This is a genomic window from Phenylobacterium ferrooxidans, assembly GCF_042714595.1.
GTDB classification, from domain to species: Bacteria; Pseudomonadota; Alphaproteobacteria; order Caulobacterales; family Caulobacteraceae; genus Phenylobacterium; species Phenylobacterium ferrooxidans.
Window position 1 is genome coordinate 50689 of the sequence record NZ_JAOTJD010000017.1, and the last position, 23589, is coordinate 74277.

Genomic DNA, 23589 nt, shown 5'->3' on the forward strand with positions numbered 1-23589 from the left:
TCATTTGGTAGTCAGCGGCGGCGCCAGCGATGGGTTCGGGACCGAGGCGAGCCGATCGGCCAGGAGGTTGGCGAGGAGACGGCTGCGGGCCTGGGGTTCGTCGGCGTCTTCGCCGGCCCAGTGGCGCGTCTCATAGAGTCGCCGCGCCTGTCGGTAGCCTTCGACCAAGTCGGCGAGCGCCATGTCCGCCGCCGCGCCGAGCACCCGCTCGTGGGCTTTCAGATCCTCGGCCGTCATCATGACCCACGCCCGCCTCTCATATATATGATAATGTCCTTATCACATATGTTGGGCGACCGATAAAGCCGAACGCCGTTTCCGCTCCAGTGGGCCGTGATCCACATCAATGCACGATTGTCTGCACGAACGATGCTCCACGAGTTAAGAGTTGCACCGGGGCGGTTTAGGTAATGAGGACGCGTTGAATGACCTACACCACCATCGTCGTCGATGCGAGCCCCGCCCCGTCCGTCCGTCAGACACTTGAGGCGGCCAAGGCGTTCGCCGAAGCCTTTGGCGCCACCCTCGACGTGGTGTCCTGCGCATGGCCGGACACGTCCCTGCTGGCGCAGGCCCTTGGCAGCGGAAACGTCGCATCGGCGCAATGGCAAACTCAGGTCATGGAGGAAGCCCTTCAGACGACGCGCCATCTCGGCGAGCAGGTCATGCAGGGCAGCCAACTACAGTCCACGTGGTGCTCCAGCGTCGCCGAGCCCGTCCGGGTGCTTTGCGACCACCTCTTCACCGCTGATCTAGCCATCACCGGCCCCGGAGACCGGGGTCCATTTTGCAGCGCTGATCCAACGAACCTCGCGCTGAGATCTGGCGCCCCGGTGCTGAGGCTCGGCCGAGAGCCGAGCGACACGCAATTTGAGCATGTGCTCATCGCCTGGAAGGACTGCCGGGAGGCAAGGCGGGCGGTTCATGACGCGCTGCCAATTCTGCAGGCTGCGAAGAGCGTCTGGGTTGTCGGGGTTGGAGACGAGGTCACAACCGATCGACTTGGGGCCTTGAGCCAGCACCTGGCTCGCCACAAGGTGGCGGCCCAGCCCCTTCACCTCGCCCGATCTGAGGATGGGGTCTGTGCACAGATCCTGCGCCAGGCCAAAACCGAAGGCTGTGGCTTGATCGTTAGCGGCGCCTACAGCCGCAACCGCCATAGCGAACGCATCCTTGGCGGGGTGACTCGAGACCTTCACTCCGATGACCAGATGTCTTGGTATTTCGCTCACTGAGGATGACGCCTCAGAAGATAAGGCTCAAGGCGTTGGAAGGCGGTCTATCAGTTCAGATAGGCCAGCCCCGTAGGCCTCTCGCAAAGCCATCCAATAGGGGTCGTGGACTTCAATAGTCCTGACACTCTCGGTACTGAAACTGTCGGCGACATAGGTCAGCAAATCTATCGGCATGCCCACCGAGACGTTGCTGCGCAGGGTGGCGTCGAAGGACAGCAGGGCGAGCTTGGCCGCTTCCTCCAGGCTGGTCTCGATCGTCAGGGCGCGCACCAGGATCGGCTTGCCGTACTTCGTCTCTCCGGTCTGCAGGAAGGGCGTCCGGTCGGTCGCCTCGATGAAATTGCCGGCCGCGTAGACCTGGAAGAGCCGCGGCGCCTCGCCTGCCATCTGGCCGCCGACCAAGAAGCCCGCCGCGGCGTCGCCATAAGGCGCTACGTAGCGCCCATCCCGCTCGACGATCGTCCGCAGGATGCTGCCGACGATGCCCGCCACCTCGAACAGGGACTTGGCGGCAGTGACATCGAGTCCGGGCAGCCCGGAACCGGACCTTTCCTGCAGCGTGCTCAGGACGGCCTGGGTGGTGGCCAGGTTGCCCGACGAGAGGATCGCGGCCGTGCAGCCGGCCGCGGTCGGCAGGAAGGCCAGCTTACGCACGTGCGTCACCTGATCGACCCCCGCGTTCGAACGGGAATCTGACGCGAGCACCAGGCCGCCGCGCAGGAGAATGCCTAGACAGTAGGTCATGGGTTAGCCGGTCAAAGGGAGTGAGGTCCAACCTCCGGGTCGGGGCACGCCCCGTCAACCCGCTCCTCTCGGGATCGAGTAGGTGTAAGCGACGTTTGAACCGTAATCTTTGCCGTGGGCCGGATCATGACAACAGCCAAAAACCGGAGCGGCGGACTGGCAAAGACCCTCGGGTTTGGTCGTCTGTCCCTATACGGCGTCGGCACGATTATCGGCGCGGGTATCTATTCGGTGATCGGCCCAGCCGCCGGCGCGGCCGGAGAGGCCATTTGGGTGAGCTTTCTGCTCGCGGCGGTGATCTCGGCCTTTTCGGGTCTGTCCTACGCTGAACTGGCCTCGGCCATGCCGAGCGCAGGGGCCGAACACCACTTCCTGCGCCAAGCGCTGCCGAAGGTTCCCGCCGCCGCCTTCGCGGTGGGACTGTTCATCGCAGTCCACGGCGCGGCCACCTTCGCGACTGTCGGCCTGACTTTCGGCAACTACCTCCAGACCTTTGTGGCGATGCCCCCTGTCCTGGCGGCGCTTGGCCTGATGGCCATCGCCACGCTCATCAATATCGCCGGGGTGACCAAGGCGTCCTCAGTGAGCGCCGTGCTGACGACAGTGCAGGTCCTCTGCCTGATCGCGTTCGCGATGTTCGCTTTCAGCCTGAAGGGAGCGGCCCTGCCGTCGAAGATCGCGGCGCCCCAGGATTGGGGCGGGGTCCTGCAGGGTGCGGCGATCGTCTTCTTTATCTATCCCGGCTACGAGCACATGGCGACGCTCTCGGAAGAGGCGAAGGACCCAGGCCGGGATATCTGGCGCGCCTTCATGGTCGCGCTTTGCCTGACGACCGCCGTCTACATGGCGGTGATCTTCGGCGTTCTCGCCTTGGGCGATGCGCGGAGCGTCGCCTCGTCGGACTTTCCCCTCGTCGCGGCCGCGGGCCAGCTCGGGCGCTGGGCCGCGGTGATCATCACCGGGGCGGCCCTTCTGGCCACGGCCAACGCCGTGCTCAATGCATCGATCTCCGGCAGCCGGCTGCTGTTCGGCATGGCCCGCGCCGGGGACCTGCCCAAGGCTCTGCAACGCACCCTCGGCAAGAACAAGAGCCCGTGGATCGGGGCCTTCGTCATGCTGGCGGTGGCCTGCGTTTTCGCCGCTCTCGGCGAGGTGAAGTTCGTCGCCAGCCTCTCGTCGCTGGGCGTCACCTTGGTGTTCGCCAGCGTAAATGCCGCCGTGATCATCCTGCGCTACACCAAGCCGGACCTGCAACGCCCGTTCAAGGTCCCCTCGGTCGGTCGTTTTCCGGTAACGGCTGGCCTCGGGGTTGCGTCCTCCCTACTGCTCGCCGCGCAGTATGAGTGGAAGGTCTATCTGACTTTCTTGGTCGCCATTCTGGCGGGTGCGTTGCCCTACGCGCTGGTTCGCCGTCGGTCCGCCAGGAAGGGCGCTGAGGCAAAGCGCTAGCGAGACGGCGGGCATGGATCGGGCCTCATTTCCGGCTCCATCGGCCCGTATGGCCGTTGACGCCTGCGTGGGATACCGTGGCGCACGCGGCTCGCGATCTTGGGAGGCCTCATGGATCAGCCCATTGTCTCGATCGCCATCCTGCGCAGCCCGGGGGGCTGGCGAGTGATCTCTGACGGTGGCTCGGTCCGCGACTATGCCTATCGCGTTGACGCCGAGGAGGCGGCGCTGCGGTTCGCAACGGCCGCCGGTGCGACTGGGCGACCTGTCGAAATTCTCCTCCAGCAGCCAGGCGGCGAACTTCTTCGCTTCACCGGGTCGGGGGCTACCCAATAGGGCCGGCTTAACCGCCTCCGATGCTCACGGCGTTCACCACGGCGCCGTTTGGCAAATGGATTGAGCGGCGTGGCCAGCTTGCGCCGTGTCTTCGCCTAAAATTCTAGCAGAATTCATCTAACGCGCGCATGGTCTGGCCTGTACTCAGGAGTAAGGGCAATGCCAGCTTTGGTTATCCGGTCCGGCGCAATCTTGGTCACCGTCGCAGGGCTGTTAAGCGCCTGCGCTAGCTATCCCCCGCCACAACAGCAATTTACCTACTACGTAGTCCCTTGTGACACGCCCGGCGCGATCCGGACGGGCGCCTCGCCTGCCGTCGCGACTGACTTGCCAGCGCCAGCAACGGCGCCGCCGGCATCCACCAATGGGCCGGCAACGGCCCCGGGGTCCGATGCCGCGAGCGCGCCCGTCTGTATTGTCGCCGCGTCACGACCGCCCGCCTATGCGTCGTCGCGTTACTATCCGTCCGGCTATTACGGGCGATCCTACTATGCCCGGCCGGTCTTCAGCTCCTTCGGCGTCGGCTACTATGGCGGTTCGCACGGCGGCGGCGGTCATCGCGGCGGCGGCCACGGTGGAGGCGGCCAACACGGCGGCGGTCGGCACTGACCATGTTCATCCAACGTGTCACCGGCAAGCCCGCCCTCGCAAAACTCATGCTGCCGCTCCTGGTCGGCCTCGTGGTCGCCACACCGGCGACAGCCCAATATGGTCAGGGACAATCAGGTCGGCCTGGCCAAGGACGTCCCCCGGCCTCACGCTCGCCGAGCGGACCGGCCCCCCGGTCGCGGCCCGCCGCGCCGCCGCCGACCCCAGCCCGGATCAAGATGAGCGAAATCTACGGGATCGGCGTCGTGCAGTCGATCGATCTGCAGGGCGGTCGGGTGACAATCGCCTACGAGCCGATCGAAGGCGTGAACTGGCCGGCCGGAACCATGCCGTTCTCCGTGGCCAAGACCGCATTGCTTGAAGGCGTGACGCCCGGCGAGAAGGTTCGTTTCCGGCTGGAGAGCCAGCAGATCGCGGAGCTTCAACCCTTTGCGCCTCGCCAAGATCAGTCCGCAGCACCAGCGGAACAGCCCCGGCCGCGCGATCCCACCGGCCCGGTGGGCGCGGGCGGCGAAGGTCCGCGTCGATGACCCCTTCATCGCTGAACCCACTCGTAGCGACCTGCCGAGTTCACCGGAGACCTTCGATCAAAACCCTGTTGCGAATTGCTGTCGCCCTCGGACTTGGCGCGACGGCGCAGGCCGCCTCGGCGGCGCCCGCCGATGAAGCACCCATCTCTACCGCGCAGGTGCAGTCCTCGCCCGCCCCGGGCGCGAGCGTGAGGCCGGAGGTGTCCGTTCCCAAGACGCCCGGCGAGCCGATGACCACCCAGGAGCAGATCGCTGCGTTCCTTGGCCAGTCACCCACCACGCCGTGGCCGGACGCGGCGGCCCTCGACGACCGTGAAGATGCGCCGGCGAGGCAGGTGCACGGCCAGGTCGGAGTCGCCGTGGGGACCGGGGGCTACCGCAGCGCTTACATGCAGGGCGACATTCCTATCGGGCGCAACGGCACGCTCAGCCTCTCGGTGCAGGAGACGCAGTTCGGCCGGGGCCGCGGATACGCCTATGGCAACGGATATGGTCATGGCTATGGCAGCGGATATGGCTACGGCGGGCAAACGGGACGATCGTTCGGCCTCAGTCTTGATTTCAGCGGCCAAGGGCCGTCGGGCGCTTGCCGACAAAGGTCTTGGGAGCGTGCCGCGCCGCGAAGGGGTCCTGATAACAGCCGGCTCGACAGGTGCCCACCCGGTCGCACGGGGATCGATGGCTACTGACCGCACACGCCCTCTGGCCAGCCCTTCCGGGTCTCACAGGTCATCGTGCCCTTAGCAGGCGAACTGGACCTCGACGTAGCCATAGCGAGGGTCGCGGATCAGCCTACGGCAGACGCTGCGTGGGCGGGGAGGAGCCCTAGAGGCGAACGGACTGGCGATTTGCTTCGCGGTTCTTCCGTATGGGCTGCGCTGCGACCCCGCCGAAGGCAGTTGGCCGGCCGGTCTGGCGTTTTGGCTCGAGGCGAGAGGCGCACGAGGGCTCGGAGAGAACAGATAGGGCTCGGCGAGCGCGGGAACGGCTGTGCCCGCGACCGCCGCGAAAATGGCGGGCGCCAGATTGAAGCCACGAAGGTTGAGGATAGCGCTCATTTATATGTTCCGAAGGCGCTCGCTCGATCTGAACGTGGTTGAAGGAATTGGACCCTGCAGGACCGTTAGGGTTTCGAGAGAAGTGCTAAGATGGCAAGCAACATGATCTTGTCGAGTGGTGGATGTTAGGCGGCTGAGGTGACGAGAATGTCGAAACGATTTGGCGCTATCGCGGGGTCAATGCTGGCGATCGCCGTGCTGAGCGCCTGCGCCACGCCGACCCCCTACCAGCCCAACCTGGCTGTCCAGCCAGGTCGCCCGGCGCCCGGCGGCTTCTCCGAGCTGCGCATCGAACCCAACCGCTATCGCGTGAGCTTCGCCGGCAACAGCCTGACCTCGCGCGAGACCGTCGAAAGCTACCTGCTCTATCGCGCCGCCGAACTCACCGTGGCGCAAGGCTACGACGGCTTCGCGATCGCCGATCGGCAAACCGACCGCCAGTCGCGGGCCTATGTTCAGACCGACCCCTTCTACAGTTCCTGGTACGGCTCCCACTATGGTCACTTCGCGCCGAGCTGGCGGTATTACGGCCATGGCCATGGTCATGGTTGGAACACCTGGGGCCCGCAGATGGGCAGCTCCTTCTTCGGCAACAGGATGGACATCCGCACGATCGAGAAGTTCGAGGCGATGGCGGAGATTGTGATGCGACGCGGGCCCAAGCCCGCCGACGATCCCGCGGCGTTCGACGCCCGCGCTGTCCTGGAAAATCTCGGACCACGGATTCAAAGGCCTGCTCCGGCCAGCTGACCAGCGACGGAAGAGGTCTACTCGGCACCGCCCAAGGTTTGAGGCCGACACTACAGCTTGGGCCGGTTCGCCCCCGGGCGAACGCCGCAAGAGGTCACATCCCGCGCGGGATTGGACAGATTGATGGCAATGGCCGGCGCGCAGCCATGACCATTGTCGACCAAGGGCGGATCATCGCGGGCCGCCGCCAACGTGGTTAACCGTCTCTTGACACCGGTCCGTCATGCTCCGCGTTGCGTTTCACGAGGCTCCGACTGATGCGGAAGTGGACCAACCTTCGAACGATCTGGCTGGCGGTGTTCGTCGCTGCTTGGGTTGCGTCTCCTTCTTTCGCCGCGTCCCGGATCAAGGATGTCGTTCAGTTCGAGGGCGTGCGCGAAAATATGCTGATCGGCTACGGGCTGGTCGTCGGCCTGCGGGGCACCGGTGACGCCCTTCGGAACGCACCCTTCACGCGACAAAGCCTCGAAGCCATGCTCGAACGTCTGGGCGTGAACACGCGCGATGCGAACCTCAACACCAAGAACGTCGCGGCCGTGATGGTGACGGCGCGCCTTCCGCCCTTCGCGGCGGCCGGATCGACGATGGACTTATCCGTGTCCGCCATGGGCGACGCGAAGAGCCTGCTGGGCGGGACCCTGCTCGTCACCCCATTGCTGGGCGCAGACGGTCAGGCCTATGCGGTCGGGCAAGGGACCGTGCAGACCGGGTCCGTTTCCGCGCAAGGCGGGTCTGGATCGAGCGTTACCAAGGGCGTGCCCACCGCCGGGCGTATCGCCGGCGGCGCGATTGTCGAACGCGAGATCGGCTACAAGCTGGCCGACGTGTCACGGATGCGCATGACCCTTCGCAACCCCGACTTCACCACGGCGCGGCGGGTCGCCGATGTCATCAACGCGCGATACCCAGGCGCCGCAATGGCTGAAAACCCTACCATCGTGACGCTTCGGAAGACCGCGGAGCTTAGCATGATGAGCCTGATGGCGCGGGTCGAGAACCTTACCGTGGAGCCGGATGCGCCGGCCAAGGTGGTGATCGACGAAATGGCTGGCGTGATCGTCATGGGGGAGAACGTACGGATCTCTACCGTTGCGATCCAACAGGGCAACCTCACCATCACCGTGCGCGAGAGTCCGGCTGTCAGCCAGCCGGCGCCTTTCTCTTCCGGGGGCCAAACGGTGGTGACGCCGCAGAGCAGCGTTTCCGTCGATGAGGAGCAAGGCCGTCAGTTTCTCACGTTGCGCTCCGGGGTATCGCTTTCGGCGCTCGTCAAGGGGCTGAATGCGCTGGGCGTCACACCCCGCGACATGATTTCCATTCTGCAGACGATCAAGGCCGCGGGAGCGCTGCAGGCCGAAATCGAGGTCCTCTGAGCCGGGGAACCACCGTGCGTCACGGTGTGCATTGGTTGGTAAGCTGTGGTGCGCCGGGCGCTTGGAAATGGGGCCGGAGGTCAGGGGTGGAAGCCGTCTCCGTCGGGGCAGGCCTCACGCTCGGTCTGGATGGTGACGTGCTCCAGTTTGAAGTCTCCCCGGAGCTGGGCCTCCACAGCCTTGCGCACAACTTCGGAATCCGCGCCTTGCGCCAAAACGACATGAACCGAGGCGCTGGATTGGTCGGCGCCTGACACCCAAACGTGGAGGGCGTGGATGCCAGCGACCCCAGCTGTTTCGGTGATCGTCTTGCGGATGTCGGCCAGCACGGCGCCGCGCGGCGCGCTTTCCAGCAGGATGTTGGTGCTGTCGCGCAGCAGGATCCACGTCCTGGGAAGCACCCACAGGCCGATGGCTATCGCCACGATCGGGTCCACCCAGGGCCAACCGGTGAACCGGATCACGAGTGCGCCGACAATGACGCCGAGCGAACCCAGCATGTCCGCCCAGACTTCGAGATAGGCGCCCTTGACGTTAAGGCTCTTGTCCTTGCCGCCCGCCAGCAGACGCATGGAGATCAGATTTATGCCGAGGCCCAGCACGGCGACGATCAGCATGCCCGTCGATTGCACGGCCTCTGGCGTCACGAGACGGCGAATACCTTCGACGAGCACGTAGATCGCAACGCCGAAAAGCAGCAGAGCGTTGAATGCCGCCGCCAGGGTCTCAAAGCGACGGTAGCCGAAGGTGCGGCGCTCGTCGGCCGGCTTAGCGCCGATGCGGATCGCGATCAGGGCGATGGCCAGGGCGGCGGCGTCGGTGAACATGTGGGCCGCGTCGGACAGCAGCGCCAGGCTGTTGAAGATGATGCCCGCTGCCACCTCCGCGATCAGGAACGTGCTGGTCAGCCCCAGCGCGATCATCAGCCGCCGGCTGTTGGTGGTCGCCCCTGCGTGATCGTGGCCCGCGCCCATGGTCTGCTCCCTCAACTCAAGCCAATCAAACGCCCCAAATCGAGGATCGACGCACAACCAGTTGATCCGAAGCATGGGTGCGGTTGTGCAGGACCAACCCCATCTATGAACCAGTCATTCTACGACACGTTCATTTCGGAGGAAGGAGATCGGTCATGTCTAACAGGAGAATCAGCAAAATCGTCCCGTTGCTCGTCGTGGGTCTCGCCGGCCTGACGCTGGCCGGCTGCTCGACCTTTGGCGCGGGCGACTAAAGCTACTACGGGCGGTCTCATCCGAACGCCCCTTACCGCGCGCCTTACAGCTACGGTCGGGGTCCGGTTTACGCGACGCCTTATGGCTACGACCGAGGACGCTCGTTCGGCTACGGTTCGCGCCCCTATTCGAGCGGCCACAATGGTGTTGGCCATCTGGGCGGTCGCCGGCACAAAGCTCTTCGTCACAAGGGCCGACCTGTTGCAGCCGGCCGTTTCGCCTGAACCTGAGAGACCACCATGGATTCTGACGGGCCTCACCTCCTTAGCGTCTATACCGATATTTCCGCGACCCGCGACGGCCAGCCCTATTGGACAGTCCTTCTTGAGCGGGCGCGCTCGATGGGTATAGCGAACGCAGCCGTGCTGCAGGTACTCGACGGGTTTGGGCCGGAGGCGATCATCCATGCCGCCAAGGCCGTGGACCTTGAGCCTGGCCGCCACGTCATCGTCGAAATGATCGATAAGAGGCAGGCGCTAGAAGCTTTTCACCACACCCTTGAAATCACGGACGACACCGGTCTCGTCACGCTGGAAGCGGTAGCTGTCGTCGGCTACGGCGGTCATCCTCACCATGCCGCTTCCTGACGCTAGGGACCGAAGGTCTTCAGCAAGATCAGGAACAAGATCAAGGCCGCTGGCAAGATCAGAAGGCGAAGGATCGGATGCAACCGCCTTGGGTCCTTCATCGCGGCCTCCGCCGGCTCGCCATGCCCGGTGCGGCGAGCCGAACGTGGCTTAGCGGACGATGGAAGCAACGACAACATCCCCCGTCACCGAGCTCTCTTTGGCGTTGATGGTCATAGGTTGATCGTGCGTTTGTCGACCGCGAGGCAGGCTTCGCGCAGCGCCTCCGACAGCGTCGGGTGAGCATGGCTGGTGCGCGCGATGTCTTCCGACGCAGCTCGGAATTCCATCGCCACCGCGGCTTCATGGATCAGCGACCCGGCGTCGGGTCCCAGGATATGGACGCCGAGGATTTCGTCCGTCTTGGCGTCGGCCAGAACCTTGACCACGCCTTCGTTTTCCAGCCGCGCCTTGGCCATGGCGTTGGCCGAGAACGGGAACTTTCCGGCCCTATAGTCCACGCCCGCGGCCTTGAGCTCCTCCTCGGTTCTGCCGACTGAGGCTAGCTCCGGCCAAGTGTAGACGACAGCCGGGATCGTCCCGTAGTTCACATGGCCGTAGCCTCCGGCCAGCATTTCAGCGAGCGCAATGCCCTCCTCCTCGGCCTTATGGGCGAGCATGAGGCCACCGATCACATCGCCGATGGCGTAGACTCCGGGCACGTTGGTCTGGAAGCGTTCGTCGACTGCCACCCTGCCCTTCTCATCAAGGCGCACACCCAGATCGTCCAGCCCGACGCCGGCGGTCATGGCGCGGCGACCGATGGAGACCAGCACATAGTCAGCGTCCAATTGCATCGCGTCGCCGCCGGCGCTCGGCTCAAGGTCGAGGCTCACCCCGGCGTCCGTCTGGCGGCAGCCGACAACCTTGTGCTGGAGACGGAACGTCATGCCCTGCTTCTCGAGGACCTTCTGCAGCGCCGCAGCCATCTCGGCGTCGAGGCCGGCTGCGATGCGGTCCATGAACTCGACGACCACCACCTCGGCGCCGAGCCGGAGCCAAACGGAACCTAGTTCAAGGCCGACATAGCCGCCGCCGGCGACCACTAAGCGCTTGGGGATTTCCGGCAGGCTGAGGGCGCCGGCCGACGAGACGATGCGGCGCTCATCCACCGGCACGCTCGGCAAGGGCATCGCTTCGGACCCGGTGGCGATGATTACGGCGCGAGACGCGGTCACCTCCTCGACGGCTCCGTCCGCCTTGGTCACGGCGACCCGATCGGCGGCGATCAGGCGACCCCGACCCTTGAGCCAGGTCACGCCGTTCTTCTTGAACAGATAGGAGACGCCGGCGCCCAACTCGCCGACCACCTTGATCTTGTGCGCCATAACGCCCGGCAGGTCCGCCCGGACATTGTCGGCGAGCACGCCGAAGGCGGCGAGGTGTTGGGCCCCCACCAAGCGCTCGGTGGACTGCAGCAAAGCCTTGGAGGGGATACACCCGATGTTGAGGCAGGTGCCGCCCAGCAGCTCCCTTTCCTCGACGACGGCCACCTTCATCCCCAGCTGACTGGCGCGGATGGCGGGTGGATAGCCCCCGGGGCCGCCACCGATGATGACGATGTCATAGGTGGCCATGGCTATGTTCCTTCGGAATGCGGCGCAGCGCCTTCGATGTCCGGCGCGGGCCGCAAGGCGTAAAAGGCCTCCCGAACGCGTGTCACGCGCTCACGGCGGCCAAGCATGAAGCGCTCGCCGTCGAGGATCGCGGGAATGGGATCGTCGGAAGTGATGTCCAGGCTTTCCAGCCGGGCATGGGTCACCGTCTGATCGGCCCGCCAGTCGCGAAAGGCTGACATGACCGCGAGCCGGATAGCATCGCCGGCGCCCTCGATATCGATGGCCGCGGCGTCGAGCAGCACTTCCAGGTCGCTTTCTGGCGGCGGTAGCGGACAGAGCACTACGACGGCTTCGGCCTTGGATGTCGGCTGGCCCTCGAAGCGGTAGCCAAGCTCATGGCCGAGGGCCTGTTTCAGTGCGGAGACGCCTTGGCTGAGGGCGGCGCCCAGGTCGCCCTCCCGGACGGACTCGCGCGCTTCGGCGAGAAGCGAGGCGCTCCCGAACACCCCGGCGACAAAGAACCGGTGCGACGCCACCTGCCCGCCATGGACGGCCTGCACGATCGGGGACTTGAGCGTGTCCGTCAGCGCCTGTCGCCAGGATCGTGCGCCGTAGAGCGCCTTGGGCAGCATGTTCATGGTGCCGCCGGGAAGCGGGATGAGCAGCGGTCCGTCCTGGTCGCAGCGTTGCGCCGCCGAACGGATAGTCCCGTCCCCACCCAAGACGATCAGGACGTCCACGCCGGCCTGGGTCGCTTCGTCCAGGGCTTGGTCGACGTCCTTGCCGACGACATCCCACACCTTGGTGGGTTTGATGCCGGCCTCGTCCAGGATGGCGCCCAGCGCCGCACCAGCCGAGGCGTCGCAGCTGCCGCTCGAGGTGTTCAAGAGGGCGGCCACCCGAAGCGATTGCAAATTCGGCTCAGGCGGCATGATACGGCTCACGATGCGGGCGATGCGTCCTGGAGCGACGCAGGAAACAGAATTGAAGACGCCCTTGCACGACCACGGCGGATGGCGCGCTCCAGCTTCAGTTTAACGGCCTTGTCGTCTTCCGGTTGCCGGCTGTCAGGCCCAAGCCGACGAGAGGCTAAGCCCTCGTCGTCTCAGTCGTCGAACAGACCGCCGAGAAAGCCCCTGCGCCGGCCGCCGTAGTTGCCGCCGCCGTGTTTGTTTCCGCCATGGCCGCCGCCGTGTCCTCCGCCGTGTTCCCCGGAGTAGCTTCCTCCCCACGGTTGGCCGTAGCCCGGCGCCGTCCTGAGCTGCGGCTCGGGAATGGGCGGGGCCTGGGATGAGCCGGCCTCATAGGCGGCGCTGCGCTCTATGATCTTGTCGAGTTCGCCCCTGTCGAGCCAGACGCCTCGGCACTTTGGACAATAGTCGATCTCGATGCCCTGGCGATCGGACATAAGCAGGTCAACTCGGCACGCGGGGCACATCAGGCCTTGCTCGTGGCGAGCCGAGGAACTTGCGCCGGCATCTATCATCTTGTTCTCCTGACGAACGCCCTGCTCTCGCGAGCGCGGCGCCGCCGGTTCAGGTTAAGGCGAGGATTCGCCCTAGCGATGACGGTCGTACCCGCCGCGCGGGGCCACATAGTGGCGGTCGCGGTCACGGCGATGCTCGCGGCGCACATGGCGGTCGGAGCGGTTGTTGTAGCTGTAGACCGGAGCCCGATTGTTGTAGCCGTAGGCCTGGGCGCCGTAATAGGCGGATCCGCCGCTATACCCGTTGGCGCCATAGGGCTGGGCGTAGCCGTGCTGGACGGGCGGAGCGTAAGAACCGCCACCATAGTTTTGGCCGCGGTACTGTTGCTGCTGGCCGTAGTAGGGCTGCTGGTCGTAATAGCCTTGCTGGCCGCTATAACCATAGGGCTGGGCCAGGGCCGCAGAGCCGCCGAGGACCGAAAGAGCCGCCGTGGCGGCGATGAGGAATCTCATAGATTTCACTCCATTTGCTGGGTGGCGAACCCATCCAGCGATCAGGCATCATCATCCGGCGCGCCTGAACTCTGAGAGAACGGCCAGCGTCATCTTTTGTTCATCTTGATCGACACCAGACTGGGAGCTCCCATGACCTTCGACGCAGCCGGCCTCTGGGAAATCGCCAGCCACGTGTTCAACCTTGGCTTTGCCTTCGCGCTCGCCCTGCCCGTGGGATGGGACCGGGAGCGCGACGATCGCAGCGCCGGTATCCGGCATTTCCCCTCGTCGCCATCGCCAGTTGCGGCTTTGTGCTGGTCGGCATCGCGGTGCTGGGCCGCGAGTCAAAGGGCCAAGCCCGGATCATGGAGGGGTTGATCACAGGCGTTGGCTTCATCGGCGGCGGCGCGATCCTGAAGCACGGCGCCAAGGCGACCGGTACGGCGACGGCGGCCAGCCTCTGGGCGACGGGCGCCTTAGGCGCGGCGGTCGGTTACGGTCTCTACGACATCGCGGTCATGCTCTGCATCACCACCTTCCTGACGCTGAGGTTTGCGCGACCGATGAAGCAGGCGGCTCAGCAGTCAGGGAGCCAGGATGACACCTGAGATACGCCAACAGGCGGTAGGCCTATGCGGTGGCGCATCTAGCCTTCGCCGATCATGCCGCCGGGGCGCGTGGTTCTGGGATCGTCTTCGGTGACGTCGGCTGCAGGTTCCCCGGAGGTCCCCTCACCGATCATTCCGCCCGGCTCGACCTTGCCCGCAGCGTTCGGAACCTGAGGGATTGTGGGCTCGGCTGGACCAACTGGGTTTCCTGTCGGCCTTCCATTCGGCGAATTCGGTTGATTCGTCATACTGTGCTCCTGTGGTTCGTCAGCCGTGGTTCGCCGCGCCAGGGCGAACCACGTCTATCAAGGAACACCCTGACGTCCTGGAGGATGCTCCGACTGGCCGTGGAAGGCTGTGCTGCAGCATGAGGCGCGCTCGGCACTCACCGAAAAAACCTAGGCCACCGAAAACCCTTCGCCCGCCGTTGTCGGAGACCTATCTCCACTCGCCCATAGATCGCCGCGGATAGGCCAAGCGCGCCACCATCAACTGTTTCACCGCATCGCGCTCTGTCATATCGGCGGCGCCCGCGGCGCGGTCGCTATCAGGGGCGACTTGGTCTGTCGCGCCGAGCCGCCAGGCGTCCGGGCGGGTCCATTGGACAACTGTCGCTGATTCGGACCGTTCATGGTCAGTCGAACGCCACCGCCGCGCTCGGCCGAGCTGCTCGAAACTGCGGCCAAGCCTCGCGCAACACCTTGACCGCCGAGCGGAAGAACATCGCGGCGATGATGCCGCCGACCAGGATGTCGGGCCAGCCACTGCCAAGCATGGCCACCCCACCCGCCGCGGCCAGCACGCCGGTGTTGGCGATCACGTCGTTGCGCGAGCATTCGAACGTGCTCGACATATTCACATCGCGCTTGCAGTAGCGATAGAGCATGACCAGGCAGGTCAGGTTGGCGACCAGGGCGATCGCCCCAAACATGGCCATCAGCGGCGCGGTGGGCGTTACGCCGTTCAAGGTCTTGAGAACCACTTCGACGACAACGCCGCTGCCGAACAGCGCAATGATCGCGCCCTTGGCGACGGCGGCGCCGGCCCGCCAACGCAGGCTGCGGCCGAGCGCATGGAGGCTGAACCCGTAGACGAGGGCGTCGCCCAGCATATCAACGGAATCGGCCATGAGAGCGGTCGAATTGGCGACCAGGCCTGTTGCGAACTCCACCACGAACATGACAAGATTGATCGCCAGCACGACCTGCAGCACCCGCTTGACGCCGGCGATCTGGCTCAGCGCGACAAGCTCATGCTCCTTGCCCGCGCAGCAGTCGTCAGCCGGCGCCTTCCGCGCGCTTTCCCCCGGGAGAGACTGTGAGGCCGTGCATGTCGCCGAAGGGTCCCGGAGATCATCCAGTCGGGCGCGTTCGACCGGCGGTTGCGAAGGCGAGATCGCGAAGGGGGCGATCGCGACCGCCGACGCCCCCATCATCGTCGGGCGGCGGGCGGGCGGGATACTCCCGCTGACCGAGCAGCGTTCGGTCTCTGTCCTGGATTAGTACCCGGGCCTTGATCCCGGCCCGGCTGTCGCGCAGGGCGAGTTCATGCGCCTTGGCTTCGGCTAGGCACCCGAGAGGAACATCAGGTAGTCACCGGAGGGCTGTTCGACAGCCCAGCCGCCCTGAACGGGAATGACTGAATAGACGGCGTCAGCCATGCGGCCCTCCCCTTTTCGGCTTCGGTCTTCGTCGCCGGATATCGGGTGCGACGCGAAGGGTGGCCAGCCGCGTCTTGGAGAGGTGACCGGCCAAGTCTTTCGTGACAGCGGCGAGGATCGGGCCATACAGCCGGTCCAGGCGGCGCCGGGCGAGTGGCGCGGCGACGCCGGAGACCTGTAGGTAATGGCGAAACTCCGTTGCGGCTCCCGAAGGGTGGAGCTCGAACCCAAATCGCAGACCTAAGATGCCCGGGATCCCGGAGGTCCACACCATTTCCCGGTTGGCGGTCCACAGCTTGATCGTGCCTTCGAATCGGATGGCGCGCCGGGTCCCAGACTTGAAGCGCCCTGTAATCCGGTAATTCAACGAGCCGCCAAGCGTCGGCTCGCCGTCGACCACCACGGCCTCTGTCCAGGCGCGGTAGCCCGCGAAATCCATGAGGACACGCCAGACCGCTTGGGGAGCGGCGGCAACCGTCGCTACACTGCTCAGTTCGAACATCGGCCCCGTCCTTTCGGGACAAGACGGCCCATCGCGGGGGCGATCATGGTCAGGCGTCGTGGGGAGTTTGGAGGGGCTCGGCTCGCGGATGCTCCCCTGGGGCGCAGGCCTCGAGCGTGGCGTGCTTGACCCTAAAGTCGCGGGCGAGCATCGCTCTGATCCGAGCCTTGGCGTCGGCGAACTCCGCTATGGACGCGCCGTGGGGCTCCACATGGGCCTCGAGCGCTCGCGCGTGCTCGCCGAGGTGCCAGATGTGGACGTGATACACATCGCGGACCCCCTCCACACCCCGGATCGCCGCGACGACCCCGTCGAAGTCGAGATCGTCGGGAGTCGCGCCCATCAGCAGGCGGACGGTGCGTGGGAGCAGCGAGAAGCCCTGATAGAGGACATAGGCCGCGATGATTAGCGTGACGACCAGGTCGGCGATGTAGAGGTCGAAACTCAGGATCAGCGTGCCAGCGACGATGACCCCAACCGAGGCCAGTGCATCGGAGACGTTGTGCAGGAAGGCGGCCTTGATGTTGATGCTGTGCTTGGCGCCGACCCGCACCATGAGCGCTGTGGCGACGTCGATGACCAAGGCGACGCCGGGCGTCTCGGCGATGGTCTTGCGGAGCGCGGCCAGGGCCACACCCGAGGGCGCGCCCTCAAGCAGGATGTTGGTGCTGTCGCGGAGCAGGACCCAGGTCCTCGGCAGAACCCACAATCCGATCCCGATCGCCACGACCGGGTCGATCCAGGTCCAGCCGGTGAGGCGGATCAACACGGCGCCGACGATCACGCCGAGTGAGCCCAGCATGTCGGCCTAGACTTCGAGGTAGGCGCCTTTGATGTTGAGACTCTTATCCTTGCCGCTCGATAGCAGCCGCATGGCGACCAGGGTGATGCCCAGCCCGAGTACGGCGACGATGAGCATACCGGTCGACTCGACGGGCTCGGGCCGCACCAGCCGGCGTACGCCTTCGACCAGCACGTAGATGGCGACCCCGAACAGCAGGATCGCGTTAAAGGCGGCGGCGAGAATCCCGAAGCGCCGGTAGCCGAAGGTCTTGCGCTCGTCGGCCGCCCGGCCGCCGATACGGATCGCCAGGAGCGCGATGGCCAAAGCCGCCGCGTCGGTGAACATGTGCGCCGCATCGGAGAGGAGGGCCAAGCTATTGAAGACAAGGCCCGCAACGACCTCAGCGATCAGAAAGGTGCTGGTCAGCGCGAGCGCGATGACCAGCCTGCGGGTGTTTGGGTTGGAGCCCCGTATGTGGTCGTGGCCGGCGCCCATCACTTGCTCCTGGCGGCTGACAGCTGGGCCGCAGCCGGCTCAACTCTTGGGGGCAGCGATGGCCGGATGACGCGCGGCGAGGACCACGCCCTGGCGCTTCGAGCGTCGCCGCCCCATCTGAAGTGGGCGCCAAATGGCGTTCGGCAGCGAGGAGGAGCCGGCCATGACCAAAAAACAGCGCCTCGGCCTCGTTCCGCTATTCGCGACTGGACTCTTGGGACTGACGGCGGCCGGTTGCTCCAGCTATGGAACCGGTGACTACGGATACTATGGCGGCTCGTATCTGGGTTCTGCGTATGGCGCGCCCTATAGCTATGGCCGCGGCGCCAATTACCCCGCCCCCCCCAACTACGATCACGGGCGTTACTCCAGTCGCGGTGCCGGGTATCGCGGGCCTTTCGCCGTACACAGCGGTTTCGGTCATCTCGGCGGCCGCCGTCACTGAACCGGGGGCCGTCGCTTGGCCCGCAGGCCGACCCCGAGGGTTTGGACCCCAGGAGCCCTTGGAGCAGCTGACGCTTCGGCAAGCTGCCAGGCCGACAGCCCAGACCTCCCAGACGCGCGAACGCGGTCTTGGATTTGCACGGCCGCCGGCTAATCATCGAACAGCCCGCCAAGGAAGCCGCGACGCCGGCCGTGACCGCCGCCCCCACCGTGTCGCCCTTCCCCGTGGTGGCCGCCGTGTCCGCCACCGCGATCGCCCGGGTAACCTCCGTCCCACGGCTGGCCAAAGCCAGGGCTTTGCCTCGGCGGTTCTGGCACCGCTTGAGCTGGCGGCCCTGCCTCGTAGGCAGCGCTGCGCTCGATGATCTTGTCGAGTTCACCCCGATCAAGCCAGACGCCGCGGCACTTGCGGCAGTAGTCGATCTCGATCCCCTGGCGGTCAGACATCACCAGGTCCACCCGACAGGCGGGGCAGAGGAGACCGGACTCAGGGCTAGCCGAGGATCTTGGGTCGCTCATCATGATCTCCTATTGGCGACGGCTTTGGCGCGGAGGCGCCGGACGGCTGTTGTGCATCGTGGGTGACATCGGCGGTCGTCCCTGGGTCGTCACCTATGGGACCAGGCGCAGGAGTAGGCGGCCAACAGCAGCGCGCCGCCGAGCACGGCCAGCCCTATCAGGAGCCACCCCCTGCCCGTGCGTCTGCGCAGCGTGCCGCGCCCGCGCTGCTTGAAGAGCCGCCGTGTCATGGGCGCGTCCGCCCGCACGGCGCGTCGGATCGCAGGGCGCAGACCCGGACGTGCTCACCGGCCCCAACCGTCCAATCCGTCGGCACATCGTAGAACGTGCAATGCCGCACCCGACCGCCGAGGCCCCACAATGGGCGCGATGCGGACGCCACGACCGCGCCGCCGGCGTCGATGCGTTCCACCCTTATCCGCGTCGGCGACAGGTTGAAGGATCTGCGGCAGACAGAGCCGTGAAAGCGCGTGCCCTCCGGGCTCTGGATGGCGTCCGGCGATGCGACGGCGAAGCCCGGCGGCGCGGAGACGATCACCGGCACGTCGAGCAGCGTCGCGCCGCCATAGGCGGCGCAACCGACCATCAGCAGGACCGCCAGGAGGGATGGAATGGTCAGGCTGCGCATTTGTGACCTCCAAGGTGCTGTGCCTGCCGGGGGTTCATGCCCGTCATTCGAGAAGGAGGAGGGCCAGCGCGATCCCGAGGAACGCGATCGAAAGGCCTAAGGCGGCCAACGCCCATGGTGAGGGCGGCGGCGGCTCTTTCGGCTTCCTAGCCATCGCCGGCGCCCCTGCCCGTGCGGCGATTCTTGTGTGCGAGACCTGGGCGCATCGCTCTGGCGCGGCGAGAGGCCAGGGTCGTGGACCGGGCCGTCACGCCGTCGGTCCCCGCATAACGGCAGGGCGGGCGGGCAGCACTACCAAGGGATTGAGCCGCCCGCCTTGGCCTCCGGTGAGCTCGACGTGGACATGGTTTGTCATGCCGGCCGGGTAGCGCTCGGCCAGGTCCTGTGCCCGACCGATCACGTCTCCGGCCGCCACCGTCCAGCCTGGCTCGACGGCGGGACCCACATAGAGGACCCGGGCCTTGTAGCGCGTAACCGAATTGGCGATCTCGACGTATTGGAGGGAATTCCCGCCTGAATACGCGGCACCGATCCGGGTGACGACGCCTCCAATGGGCGCGCGGATCTGCTCGCCGGGGGAGGCTACGAAGTCGACGCCGCGATGTGCGCGGCGGCCGCCATCCCGCGACGCCCCGAAGGCGCCCGAGCCGTACGCATCCACTCCCCGCACGGCGTTCGCGACGGGGCGTGCCAGGTCGTAGCGACCGTCGCCGTCAACATCCACGCCGCCTCCCCGCGCCTCGGCGGCCGGCGCGGAATGGACAGATGCAGAGGGCCGGCGACCCTCGGCGTCCACCGCACCCGCTTGGCCTCCAAGCAAGAAGCCCGCCAGGCCTGCGATCAAGGTCGCAGCCACGCCAACCCACCGGACGTTCGCCGACACAGGCAGGAGGACGGGAGCGATTACGCTCTGGCAGGAGCTCGTCTTGGCCGCCGTGGCGTCTGCGACCATCACACTACCCGGTCCTTATATGCGAGCAGTCGCAGGGCGTTGGCGACCACAAGCAGAGTGGAGCCTTCGTGGAAGATCACCGCCGCGCCGATCTTCAGGCCAAACAGAGTCGCCGGGATCAGGAACGCCACCATGCCAAGGCTGGCCCAGAGGTTCTGTCTGATGATGCGGCTCGTCTGGCGACTGAGGCCGACCGCGAACGGGAGGTGATTGAGGTCGTCCGCCATCAAGGCGACGTCGGCGGTCTCGAGGGCTACGTCGGACCCTGCCGCGCCCATGGCGATCCCGACGGTGGCGTTGGCCATGGCCGGCGCGTCGTTGACGCCGTCGCCGACCATGGCGACCTTGCCCTCTTCGGCCTTGAGGGTCCGGATCACCTCCACCTTGTCCTCGGGCATCAGGTTGCCCATCGCCTCGTCGAGGCCCAACTTGGCCGCGATGGCGCTGGCGACCGACTGGTTGTCGCCTGACAGCATTACGATGCGGTCGATGCCGAGCGCCCGGAGGCGCTCAATCACGGCCTTGGCGGCCGGTCGGGCCGTATCCATCAGGCCCAGCACGCCGAGATAACGATCACCCTGGCGTACAACCACGACCGTGCGACCGTTCGTCTCCAGACGACGAGCATCGCTCCACACCAGCTCGGGGAGTGGCGCCCCCTCGCCGCTCTCGAACAGGCTCGGCTTTCCGATCGTCGTGGTCTGACCGGCCACCTGGGCGCGCACGCCCTGCCCGGTGAGGCTTTGCACGTCCTCCGCCTTGGGCCGGGGATGCGCGCCCAGCCTCTTCTCCCCGTCGTGGACGATGGCGGCGGCCAGCGGATGGTCGCTCAGCGCCTCGACCGCCACGGCGACCGCCAGCAATTCAAGTTCCTCGACCCCGTAGGCGGGGATGATGTCGGTCAGCGCGGGCTTGCCTTCCGTCAAGGTGCCGGTCTTGTCGAAGGCGAGCGCGGTAAGCGTGCCCAGATTTTCCAAGGGGCCGCCGCCCTTGACCAAAACCCCGCCGCGCGCCGCGCGCGCCACCCCGCTCAGGACCGCACTGGGCACGGAGATCGCCAGGGCGCATGGGCTGGCCGCCACCAGGACCGCCATGGCGCGGTAGAAGCTCACGCTGAAGGGCTCGTCGACGACGACCCAGGCAAACATCAGCAGTCCGACAAAGGCCAGGACGGCGGGCACGAAGAGCCGCTCGAAGCGGTCAGTAAAGCGCTGGGTGGGCGACCGTTGGGTTTCGGCCTCGGCGACCATCTGGACGACACGGGCCAACGTGGTCTCCGACGCCTTGCGCGCCACGCGCACGTCCAGCGCGCCGGACCCATTGATCGTGCCGGCGAAGACGCGGTGCTCAGCGCTGGCCTTGGCGAAGTCTAGGCTGAGATCCCGGGTAGGCGTTTTGTCGACGGGGACGCTCTCGCCGGTGATCGGCGCCTGGTTGACACTGCTCTCGCCGGCGATGACGAGGCCGTCGGCCGGCAAGCGCTCATTGGGGCGCACCACGACGACGTCGCCCACCTCCAGGCTCTCGACAGGGATATCCTCGGTGACATCACCACGCCTCACCGTGGCGCGCTGTGGCGCCAATTCGGCCAAGGCCTCGATCGCGCGTCGCGCTCGGCCCATGGCGTAGTGTTCCAGGGCGTGGCCGATGCTGAACAGGAAGAGCAGCAGGGCCCCTTCCGCCCACTCGCCCAGCGCGGCCGCGCCGGCCGCCGCGACCAGCATCAGGGTGTCGATCGCGAACTTGCGCCGGCGGAGATTCTGGAGGGCTTCCTTCAGCGTGAAGAAGCCGCCCAAGATGTAGGCGCCCAGATAGAAGCCGAGGGGCAGAACGCCCTGGACACGCTGGCTGATGAGCCAACCGGCCGCAAGGGAGACGCCGCACAAGATGGAGAAGATGAGTTCGGTCCGTTCGCCGAATATCCCGCCGTGGGCGTGGCCATGGTCAGTCGAGCCGGGCCGATGGCTTGCGTCATGATCGTTGGCGGGCTGCCCGGTTGCGTGTTTGTGTGCGTCACTGCGATGAGCATCAGAAGATCTTGCGTGAGGTGACCCCTCGTCCAAGCGACCGCCCGCCCCGCGGACCGCAGCCTTCAGACGAGGCCCGTCGGTCTTGCGGCGATCGAATTCTACCAAGCCATGTCCGGTCGGTCCGAGCTCCACATGGATCACGCCGAATTGGCCGCGGAGCTGTTCGGCGATCCGGCCAGCGGCCCTCGTATGCGCCCCTTGGCCAAGCTCGAACGTAAAATGACCGAACCTCTCGTCGATGACGCTTCCCGCCTGGATAGCGAAGCCGCGAAGCTGTCCGGCGGATATCCGCTCCGCATCGAAGTGAATGCAGAGCCCGCTTTCCACGCCAGCTACGATATGGACCTTAGAAACGGTCGGATGGTCCCGAAGGACCATGATCACCGAATCGACACAGCGGCCGCAGGCGTCCTTGGCCGTGGGCAGGAGGGTCGCCAGCTGAAGGCGTAGCTTGTTACCCTCCATGGCGCTCACCTGGCGATGCGGTTGACGGAGCCGGATGTGATCGGCGCCGAACAGCTCTCGTCCCGCGAGAGATCGTCGGCGGACGGGGATGGCGATTCTCGTTGGGCATCGCAGCGCTCGTGTTTTTTCGATGAGTCATTGGTGGCCCTCAGGCGGAACTAGTGACGCGAGAATGTTCGCCGCGCGCCGCCGTCCAGCAGGAGCAGGGTGAAGTAGCCCTCGCGGGATCCGTCGGGCTGCTCCATCCCTGCAGCGCCACGTGGCATCCCTGGGACGGCGAGGCCGATGGCCGGCGGCCTTTGCAGAAGCAGCGACCTCACGTCTTCCGCCGGCACGTGGCCCTCGAGGACATAGCCGTCGATCAGCGCGGTGTGGCAGGCGGCGACGTCGTCAGGCACCCGATAGCGGGTTCGCACGGCGGCGAGATCTTCCGTGTCGATCACCCGAGCGCGGTAGCCCGCACGCTCCATGTGGGCGACCCAGGCCAGGCAGCAGCCGCACCCAGCGGTGCGCCAGACCGTCAGTCGCGGCTCGGGCGCAGAAAAGGCGCCGCCTGGTCTCGCGAGCGCGCCCACCGCAATTGTCGCAAAAACATATCTACGGGAAGGCTGGGTCATCACCAGGGGCTTTCGATAGGGGGATCCACGGCGAGGCGATGAATGTTCAGCCGGAAGTCATGGCGATGATCGCCCTCTTCGATGCTGAGCAGCGCCCCGTCCTGGAAGGCGGCGGCGGGCGCGCGCAAAGACCATCGGCCGTTTGTGAGCGCGAACGCGGATGATCGGCCCGATGGCGGCTTCAGGGTCACGCGGCGAGCCTCAGGCGGTGCGACCTCATCGCCTGCGGCGCCCAAGAATCGGAGCCGCAGGATCCCGCCATTGGCGGCCTCCTGCCGGAACTCCATCGTCAGGCCCCTGGCGTCCGCCCGCCAGAGACCCGGGGAGACCGCTTCCAGCACGAGCGGGCGCTCCGCGGCGAGGGCATGAGCCAGCGGCGGGGCGAGCAGGGCGGTGGCGAAGACGAGCGCGGCGGCGCTTGACCCCATCGCCAGACGCCGGCGCGGCTTAGTCATCAGACCTCGCT

25 protein-coding genes and 1 pseudogene are annotated in these 23589 nt (G+C 66.1%); 9 read left to right on the top strand and 17 right to left on the bottom strand.

What is annotated here, in order from left to right; all coding sequences use genetic code 11:
• The gene (locus OCL97_RS10525; RefSeq protein WP_377369965.1) at window positions 1-240 is read right to left on the bottom strand and encodes a hypothetical protein; all 240 of its coding nucleotides are present in this window, start codon (window positions 238-240) and stop codon (window positions 1-3) included.
• 185 nt (window positions 241-425) lie between these two features.
• On the opposite strand from OCL97_RS10525, the gene OCL97_RS10530 reads away from it, so the two are divergent.
• Window positions 426-1235 carry a universal stress protein gene (locus tag OCL97_RS10530; RefSeq protein WP_377369967.1) on the top strand — a complete coding sequence of 270 codons (810 nt, stop codon included), beginning with the start codon at window positions 426-428 and terminating at the stop codon, window positions 1233-1235.
• 24 nt (window positions 1236-1259) lie between these two features.
• On the opposite strand, the gene OCL97_RS10535 is transcribed toward OCL97_RS10530, so the two are convergent.
• Window positions 1260-1979 carry a peptidase gene (locus OCL97_RS10535; protein WP_377369969.1) on the bottom strand — a complete coding sequence of 240 codons (720 nt, stop codon included), beginning with the start codon at window positions 1977-1979 and terminating at the stop codon, window positions 1260-1262.
• A 114-nt stretch (window positions 1980-2093) separates the two neighbouring features.
• On the opposite strand from OCL97_RS10535, the gene OCL97_RS10540 reads away from it, so the two are divergent.
• From OCL97_RS10540 to OCL97_RS10565, 6 genes are all read left to right on the top strand, one after another.
• Window positions 2094-3428, top strand: a complete 1335-nt coding sequence (locus OCL97_RS10540) for an APC family permease (protein WP_377369971.1) — start codon at window positions 2094-2096, stop codon at window positions 3426-3428.
• A 111-nt stretch (window positions 3429-3539) separates the two neighbouring features.
• The gene (locus OCL97_RS10545; RefSeq protein WP_377369973.1) at window positions 3540-3764 is read left to right on the top strand and encodes a hypothetical protein; all 225 of its coding nucleotides are present in this window, start codon (window positions 3540-3542) and stop codon (window positions 3762-3764) included.
• Window positions 3765-4591: 827 nt separating this feature from the next.
• Entirely contained in the window at window positions 4592-4903 is a 312-nt protein-coding gene (locus tag OCL97_RS10550) for a copper-binding protein (RefSeq protein ID WP_377369975.1), read from the top strand.
• Window positions 4904-5103: 200 nt separating this feature from the next.
• The gene (locus OCL97_RS10555; protein WP_377369977.1) at window positions 5104-5592 is read left to right on the top strand and encodes a hypothetical protein; all 489 of its coding nucleotides are present in this window, start codon (window positions 5104-5106) and stop codon (window positions 5590-5592) included.
• 549 nt (window positions 5593-6141) lie between these two features.
• Window positions 6142-6711, top strand: coding sequence for a CC0125/CC1285 family lipoprotein (locus tag OCL97_RS10560; protein WP_377369979.1), 570 nt, complete (start codon window positions 6142-6144; stop codon window positions 6709-6711).
• 257 nt (window positions 6712-6968) lie between these two features.
• Window positions 6969-8084, top strand: coding sequence for a flagellar basal body P-ring protein FlgI (locus OCL97_RS10565; protein WP_377369981.1), 1116 nt, complete (start codon window positions 6969-6971; stop codon window positions 8082-8084).
• A gap of 80 nt (window positions 8085-8164) precedes the next feature.
• Here OCL97_RS10565 and OCL97_RS10570 read toward each other — a convergent pair whose 3' ends face one another.
• The gene (locus tag OCL97_RS10570; protein WP_377369983.1) at window positions 8165-9058 is read right to left on the bottom strand and encodes a cation diffusion facilitator family transporter; all 894 of its coding nucleotides are present in this window, start codon (window positions 9056-9058) and stop codon (window positions 8165-8167) included.
• Between the two features lie 494 nt (window positions 9059-9552).
• Here OCL97_RS10570 and OCL97_RS10575 point away from each other — a divergent pair, with 494 nt between their 5' ends.
• Window positions 9553-9900: a DUF190 domain-containing protein gene (locus OCL97_RS10575; RefSeq protein WP_377369985.1), complete on the top strand. Its 348-nt coding sequence runs from the start codon at window positions 9553-9555 to the stop codon at window positions 9898-9900.
• 212 nt (window positions 9901-10112) lie between these two features.
• Here OCL97_RS10575 and lpdA read toward each other — a convergent pair whose 3' ends face one another.
• From lpdA to OCL97_RS10595, 4 genes are all read right to left on the bottom strand, one after another.
• Complete coding sequence (gene lpdA, locus OCL97_RS10580) at window positions 10113-11516, bottom strand: dihydrolipoyl dehydrogenase (RefSeq protein WP_377369987.1); 1404 nt, start codon at window positions 11514-11516, stop codon at window positions 10113-10115.
• 2 nt (window positions 11517-11518) lie between these two features.
• A complete protein-coding gene (locus tag OCL97_RS10585) occupies window positions 11519-12442 on the bottom strand; it encodes a diacylglycerol/lipid kinase family protein (protein WP_377369989.1) in 924 nt (307 codons plus the stop codon).
• 161 nt (window positions 12443-12603) lie between these two features.
• A complete protein-coding gene (locus OCL97_RS10590) occupies window positions 12604-12984 on the bottom strand; it encodes a TFIIB-type zinc ribbon-containing protein (protein ID WP_377369991.1) in 381 nt (126 codons plus the stop codon).
• A 72-nt stretch (window positions 12985-13056) separates the two neighbouring features.
• Window positions 13057-13437, bottom strand: a complete 381-nt coding sequence (locus tag OCL97_RS10595; RefSeq protein WP_377369993.1) for a hypothetical protein — start codon at window positions 13435-13437, stop codon at window positions 13057-13059.
• Between the two features lie 293 nt (window positions 13438-13730).
• Between OCL97_RS10595 and OCL97_RS10600 the strand changes: the two genes are divergently transcribed.
• Window positions 13731-14027, top strand: a complete 297-nt coding sequence (locus OCL97_RS10600; protein WP_377369995.1) for an MgtC/SapB family protein — start codon at window positions 13731-13733, stop codon at window positions 14025-14027.
• 634 nt (window positions 14028-14661) lie between these two features.
• On the opposite strand, the gene OCL97_RS10605 is transcribed toward OCL97_RS10600, so the two are convergent.
• The 10 genes and pseudogenes from OCL97_RS10605 to OCL97_RS10650 form a co-directional block, all read right to left on the bottom strand.
• Complete coding sequence (locus tag OCL97_RS10605; RefSeq protein ID WP_377369997.1) at window positions 14662-15462, bottom strand: cation transporter; 801 nt, start codon at window positions 15460-15462, stop codon at window positions 14662-14664.
• A 217-nt stretch (window positions 15463-15679) separates the two neighbouring features.
• On the bottom strand, window positions 15680-16189 hold the full coding sequence (locus OCL97_RS10610) for an SRPBCC family protein (RefSeq protein ID WP_377369999.1): 510 nt from the start codon (window positions 16187-16189) through the stop codon (window positions 15680-15682).
• A 49-nt stretch (window positions 16190-16238) separates the two neighbouring features.
• On the bottom strand, window positions 16239-16823 hold the full coding sequence (locus OCL97_RS10615) for a cation diffusion facilitator family transporter (RefSeq protein ID WP_377370031.1): 585 nt from the start codon (window positions 16821-16823) through the stop codon (window positions 16239-16241).
• 30 nt (window positions 16824-16853) lie between these two features.
• A pseudogene (locus OCL97_RS10620) lies at window positions 16854-17468 on the bottom strand (cation diffusion facilitator family transporter); the annotation flags it as partial.
• A 594-nt stretch (window positions 17469-18062) separates the two neighbouring features.
• Complete coding sequence (locus OCL97_RS10625; RefSeq protein WP_377370000.1) at window positions 18063-18434, bottom strand: TFIIB-type zinc ribbon-containing protein; 372 nt, start codon at window positions 18432-18434, stop codon at window positions 18063-18065.
• Window positions 18435-18657: 223 nt separating this feature from the next.
• Complete coding sequence (locus tag OCL97_RS10630) at window positions 18658-19059, bottom strand: hypothetical protein (protein WP_377370001.1); 402 nt, start codon at window positions 19057-19059, stop codon at window positions 18658-18660.
• 247 nt (window positions 19060-19306) lie between these two features.
• The gene (locus OCL97_RS10635) at window positions 19307-19783 is read right to left on the bottom strand and encodes a peptidoglycan DD-metalloendopeptidase family protein (protein WP_377370002.1); all 477 of its coding nucleotides are present in this window, start codon (window positions 19781-19783) and stop codon (window positions 19307-19309) included.
• Window positions 19784-20010: 227 nt separating this feature from the next.
• Window positions 20011-22506, bottom strand: a complete 2496-nt coding sequence (locus OCL97_RS10640) for a heavy metal translocating P-type ATPase (protein ID WP_377370033.1) — start codon at window positions 22504-22506, stop codon at window positions 20011-20013.
• Between the two features lie 158 nt (window positions 22507-22664).
• Window positions 22665-23123, bottom strand: a complete 459-nt coding sequence (locus OCL97_RS10645) for a DUF411 domain-containing protein (protein WP_377370003.1) — start codon at window positions 23121-23123, stop codon at window positions 22665-22667.
• Complete coding sequence (locus OCL97_RS10650; protein ID WP_377370004.1) at window positions 23123-23578, bottom strand: hypothetical protein; 456 nt, start codon at window positions 23576-23578, stop codon at window positions 23123-23125. Before OCL97_RS10650 ends, OCL97_RS10645 begins: the two co-directional genes overlap by 1 nt.
• Between the last annotated feature and the right edge of the window lie 11 nt (window positions 23579-23589).

Excerpts from the sequence above, each read along its gene's own strand:
- OCL97_RS10530 (WP_377369967.1), top strand. The coding sequence starts at position 426 with ATGACCTACACCACCATCGTCGTCGATGCGAGCCCCGCCCCGTCCGTC.
- OCL97_RS10650 (WP_377370004.1), bottom strand. The coding sequence starts at position 23,578 with ATGACTAAGCCGCGCCGGCGTCTGGCGATGGGGTCAAGCGCCGCCGCG.
- OCL97_RS10645 (WP_377370003.1), bottom strand. The coding sequence starts at position 23,123 with ATGACCCAGCCTTCCCGTAGATATGTTTTTGCGACAATTGCGGTGGGC.
- OCL97_RS10625 (WP_377370000.1), bottom strand. The coding sequence starts at position 18,434 with ATGATGAGCGACCCAAGATCCTCGGCTAGCCCTGAGTCCGGTCTCCTC.
- OCL97_RS10590 (WP_377369991.1), bottom strand. The coding sequence starts at position 12,984 with ATGATAGATGCCGGCGCAAGTTCCTCGGCTCGCCACGAGCAAGGCCTG.
- OCL97_RS10605 (WP_377369997.1), bottom strand. The coding sequence starts at position 15,462 with ATGATGGGGGCGTCGGCGGTCGCGATCGCCCCCTTCGCGATCTCGCCT.
- OCL97_RS10630 (WP_377370001.1), bottom strand. The coding sequence starts at position 19,059 with ATGCGCAGCCTGACCATTCCATCCCTCCTGGCGGTCCTGCTGATGGTC.
- OCL97_RS10535 (WP_377369969.1), bottom strand. The coding sequence starts at position 1,979 with ATGACCTACTGTCTAGGCATTCTCCTGCGCGGCGGCCTGGTGCTCGCG.
- OCL97_RS10550 (WP_377369975.1), top strand. The coding sequence starts at position 4,592 with ATGAGCGAAATCTACGGGATCGGCGTCGTGCAGTCGATCGATCTGCAG.
- OCL97_RS10570 (WP_377369983.1), bottom strand. The coding sequence starts at position 9,058 with ATGGGCGCGGGCCACGATCACGCAGGGGCGACCACCAACAGCCGGCGG.
- OCL97_RS10575 (WP_377369985.1), top strand. The coding sequence starts at position 9,553 with ATGGATTCTGACGGGCCTCACCTCCTTAGCGTCTATACCGATATTTCC.
- OCL97_RS10610 (WP_377369999.1), bottom strand. The coding sequence starts at position 16,189 with ATGTTCGAACTGAGCAGTGTAGCGACGGTTGCCGCCGCTCCCCAAGCG.
- OCL97_RS10545 (WP_377369973.1), top strand. The coding sequence starts at position 3,540 with ATGGATCAGCCCATTGTCTCGATCGCCATCCTGCGCAGCCCGGGGGGC.
- OCL97_RS10640 (WP_377370033.1), bottom strand. The coding sequence starts at position 22,506 with ATGGAGGGTAACAAGCTACGCCTTCAGCTGGCGACCCTCCTGCCCACG.
- lpdA (WP_377369987.1), bottom strand. The coding sequence starts at position 11,516 with ATGGCCACCTATGACATCGTCATCATCGGTGGCGGCCCCGGGGGCTAT.
- OCL97_RS10595 (WP_377369993.1), bottom strand. The coding sequence starts at position 13,437 with ATGAGATTCCTCATCGCCGCCACGGCGGCTCTTTCGGTCCTCGGCGGC.
- OCL97_RS10565 (WP_377369981.1), top strand. The coding sequence starts at position 6,969 with ATGCGGAAGTGGACCAACCTTCGAACGATCTGGCTGGCGGTGTTCGTC.
- OCL97_RS10560 (WP_377369979.1), top strand. The coding sequence starts at position 6,142 with ATGCTGGCGATCGCCGTGCTGAGCGCCTGCGCCACGCCGACCCCCTAC.
- OCL97_RS10525 (WP_377369965.1), bottom strand. The coding sequence starts at position 240 with ATGATGACGGCCGAGGATCTGAAAGCCCACGAGCGGGTGCTCGGCGCG.